Source organism: Pelagibacterium lacus (assembly GCF_003345525.1).
Classification (GTDB): Bacteria; Pseudomonadota; Alphaproteobacteria; order Rhizobiales; family Devosiaceae; genus Pelagibacterium; species Pelagibacterium lacus.
Window position 1 is genome coordinate 1 of record NZ_QQNH01000052.1, and the last position, 3,645, is coordinate 3,645.

Genomic DNA, 3,645 nt, shown 5'->3' on the forward strand with positions numbered 1-3,645 from the left:
ATTTCTTGCTCGGCTTTCGCCTCGGCAAGCTCGCGTTCGAGGCGGCGCACGATCGGCAGGAAGGCCGACGCATTGTCGCCGGCGCGCTCAAGGACCAGAGCCATCCGATCAAGGTAGCGTTCGCAACGTTCCACGGTGCGCGGCAGCTCAGGGAATTTCCCATTGGCTTTGCTGCCCGTTGCTTTGCGTTTAGAGCTCATGGGCAAGCTCCCGACGCTGTGCGGCGACGCGCTGCTTCTCTGCTATGACATCGAGGGCGTTGGTCTTGAGGCTGCGACGTGCAAGTTTGGTTGCCAGATGGGCCAATCGGGCTTCAGCCCGGTCAGCTTCGGCTGCCTGCAATCCGGACTGTTCAAGTTCTTTGTCGAGCGTTGCGCCGTCGAGAAAGAACTCGGTCTTTTCCCGTGCCCTGCTGCTGGCGACATAGGTGTCATGTCGGTCGAAGCGGTCCGACACCAATACCAGAGCATGGTCGACGGTCATGCCTTGGCTTTGGAAAATTGTCGAGGCATACGCGTGGGCCAGACGGGCGCGGCCCCTTGCATCTGCGACATCGGCGGGAGAGAAGGTGAACCGCTCTCCATCTTTCTCAGCCTCGATCTCGAGCGTGCCATCGGGCTTGGTGCCGATCTCGAGGACGCGGGCTTGAGTCCCATTGACGACGTCGAGTTCGTCATTGCGGCGCAAGAACCGGATTCGGTCGCCAGCAGCGAGGCGCAGGGTATGGCGGTTTCCCGAAGCGTCGGCCGCTTCGAGGGCGGTATCGGGACCGACGATGGCGTCATGATCCCGCAACCGGTTGCGGATGGCCGCCGACAATGCACGGACCTCTGCGTTGGTCTTGGCCACGACGAGGGTGAGGTTCTCCCTGGAGGAGTCCCCAATCTGCTGCCAGCGATCCGCGATGGCCTCGACAGTCGCGCGGGGCCCATCATGCACATGGAACTGACCGTGCTCGACGAATGCATCAAGCGCCTGGCGCGCCTTGCCGCGCGCGAACGCGCCCGGCGCTTTACGTGCCCAGGCCTCTTTCTGGCGCACCACGGTTTCGATCTGGATTGCTCCGACCGTCTCGCGGATCAGCCGCATGGCGTGACCGGCGCCCACCGGCTGGAGCTGGTTCTCATCGCCGACGATGATGGTGATGGCACCGGCCTGCTCGACGGCCTGGAGCAAGCGCAGCGCCTGCCGCGTGGCCTGGAGCCCGCCCTCCTCGACAATGAGGCAGGTCTTGGCGTCGAACGGTTTATTGCCGTGCTCGAGGGACGAGAGCCAGGCATCGATGGCCCGAGCTTCGATCCCGAGATCGGTCGCCAGAGTGTTGGCCGCGCGCCACGCAATCGCGGCCCCGAGGACGGTGTAGCCCTTCGCCTGCCAGGCGGAGCTCACCGCATTGAGGGTCGTGGACTTGCCGGTGCCTGCGCCGCCCTGAACCAGAGTTAAGCCCGTGCCCCCCGTGGCGGCACGGACGACCTTTTCCTGTTCGGCATTGAGGCGGCCCTCGGCGAGAAGCCGGTCGACCACTAGTTTGGCGGGGCCGACAACACGTGTGGCCGTGGCGCGGACGACCAGTTCGGCAAGCGCGCGTTCGGCTGCCACCATGCTCGGGGTTGAATAGATGGGGCCGTCGCGCGTTTCGGCGAGCTCGACGACCTGTCCACCTTTAACCAATCCATCGGTTGCCGCGAGAGCGTCCTGCATCGAGGCCAGGGTGCCAACCAAAGCGTTGGCAGTTTTCTCGATCACCTCGCGGCGCGAAAAGGTCGCCGAATGTTCGGTCAGATCGTACGGAATGGCCTCGACGCGTTCGCGCCGGGACGAATCGCAAGCCTCCATGCCGAGTTCGGCGTCACGGCCGGCATTGCGAACGTTGGCGACGATCTCCTCAGGCTCGAAGCCGAGATCGCGCACGGCCTGATGCCAGCGCCGCGTCAGATCCTCGCTACTCAAATCTATCTTGGGCCGGCGCTCGGCCAGATTGATGGCTGCCGCCAGGGCTGGAGCAGCCGTCGAGGTCAGGCCAGCTGCGGCCAGTTCTTCCTCAAGGCTGGCGCGCCGTGCACTGAAAAATTTGCAGACCTCTGCTGGTACCCCGGCGATTTCCCACCGCCAGTCGTCGTCGGCGCGCTCGATGGCAAAACCACGCTCTTGCAGGGCTGTCGCGAGCTGCAATCTGTAGATCGCGCCGAGGGTCTTTTTCCATTTGCGCAAAAAGACTGAATCGATCGCGCCCCAACTCCCGTCAGGACGTTGGCAGATGGACGGAAAGCAGACGTGATGGTGCCTCTGCGGCGAGGGCATGACTGTGCCATCGGCATGTTCTTCGGGGCGAGATTCGGAGTGGGTGAAGACGGCAACCACGAATTTGGCATGCTCGCGCTTCGTGCCGCCGTGACCGCGCCGCGCGAGCGGAATTTCACTCTCGACCAGGCGCAGGGTGGCCTCGATGGCAATGCGTTCGGCTTCGGCTATCACGCGGCGCGTTTCGGCGTCCCCGATGGCAAAATCCGAAGAGATCGACTTGGGCGAGGACAGAGTAATGTCGACACCCAGCATGCGGGGTTGGGAAGCACCCTTGACCAGAAGGTTGCCGGCGGCGTCTATGCCCGCGCAGATGCGGTCGAAGTCTTCGGCGCTAACGGTTTGTCCTGCCGCGACGCCGAGCGCTTCATGCCCGCGCAGCCATGTACCCGTGGCTTCGCCGGCCGTATAATAGGCGGCAGCGGCCGCCTCGCGGGTGTAGTAGCCAGTGGATTTTATGACAGCGAAGCTGGCGACCATGAAAAAGGGCCTCCGTTGGAGAGGCCCTTCAATTACGGCACGATTGCCCTGGTCATTTCAGGAACAAAGCTATTGGGGTGTCGATTTGCTCTCTTTGTCGGGACGATGGCGCTTTGGCCAGATGGTCATTGGCCAATCGATTTCGACAATGTTGCCGAGACCGACGATCAGCGCCCGCACCTTGTTGTCGAAAACACCGAGATCGTAGGCGAGGCGCTCTCCACGAACGACCGGAACCTCCTTTTCCTGTTTCGTCCTGGCGATTGAGGTTGAAACACCGTCCTTGCCCTTGGTGGTGGTTTCGCTAGTCTGTTCGATGCGAACAGTGCGCATGCCGATAAGCGTCCTGGTCAATTCGTCGGTTGCCGCATCCTGGTTTTGCTGGCAGACGATCTTGGTGCGGAAGCGTTTGAGCAGGCTGGTTGCTGTGTCGGCACCGTAGATGGACTGCAATTGCTCGACCTCCTGAAGCGCCGCTATAACACCTACGCCTTTGTTTCGGCCGACGTCCAAAAGGTCGGGCAGGCTACGCAGGCGCTTGAGGGCAGCCAGTTCATCGAGGCACAGGAAAATGCGCCGACGTTGGGAATTGGGAAACTGCTCGTCGCTGGCGTGCGCGGCGATAGCATCGACAATGGCCCCGATCCAGCCGGCCGAAAGGTCCGAGTGTTTTCCCGAGCGCTGCACGATGACAACGGACGGCTGTCCCGGACGGTCTTCGAGCCAGTCGATGAACGAGAACGGCTTGCCGTCAACCCAATTTTGGGCAAGCGGACGCATCTGCCTGAGAACGGCGGTGCAAAATTAGTCCACGGTAGCGGCTGGATTGTCCTGCTGCGGGCGGCTTAAAAGTCGTCCACCTAT

Annotated in this window: 3 protein-coding genes; all 3 read right to left on the reverse strand. The window is 62.4% G+C overall.

What is annotated here, in order from left to right; genetic code table 11:
* Positions 1 to 200: hypothetical protein (locus DVH29_RS16315; RefSeq protein WP_147276148.1), on the reverse strand; the 200-nt coding region annotated here is incomplete at its 3' end.
* A complete protein-coding gene (gene mobF, locus DVH29_RS15875) occupies positions 190 to 2,781 on the reverse strand; it encodes a MobF family relaxase (protein WP_114647162.1) in 2,592 nt (863 codons plus the stop codon). The genes DVH29_RS16315 and mobF, both read right to left, overlap by 11 nt.
* A 69-nt stretch (positions 2,782 to 2,850) precedes the next feature.
* Positions 2,851 to 3,561, reverse strand: coding sequence for a type IV secretion system DNA-binding domain-containing protein (locus DVH29_RS15880; protein ID WP_114647163.1), 711 nt, complete (start codon positions 3,559 to 3,561; stop codon positions 2,851 to 2,853).
* Positions 3,562 to 3,645: the final 84 nt, after the last annotated feature.

What these genes read in the sequence shown, in the direction of transcription:
- mobF (WP_114647162.1), bottom strand. Translation starts at nt 2,781, where the DNA reads ATGGTCGCCAGCTTCGCTGTCATAAAATCCACTGGCTACTACACCCGC.
- DVH29_RS15880 (WP_114647163.1), bottom strand. Translation starts at nt 3,561, where the DNA reads ATGCGTCCGCTTGCCCAAAATTGGGTTGACGGCAAGCCGTTCTCGTTC.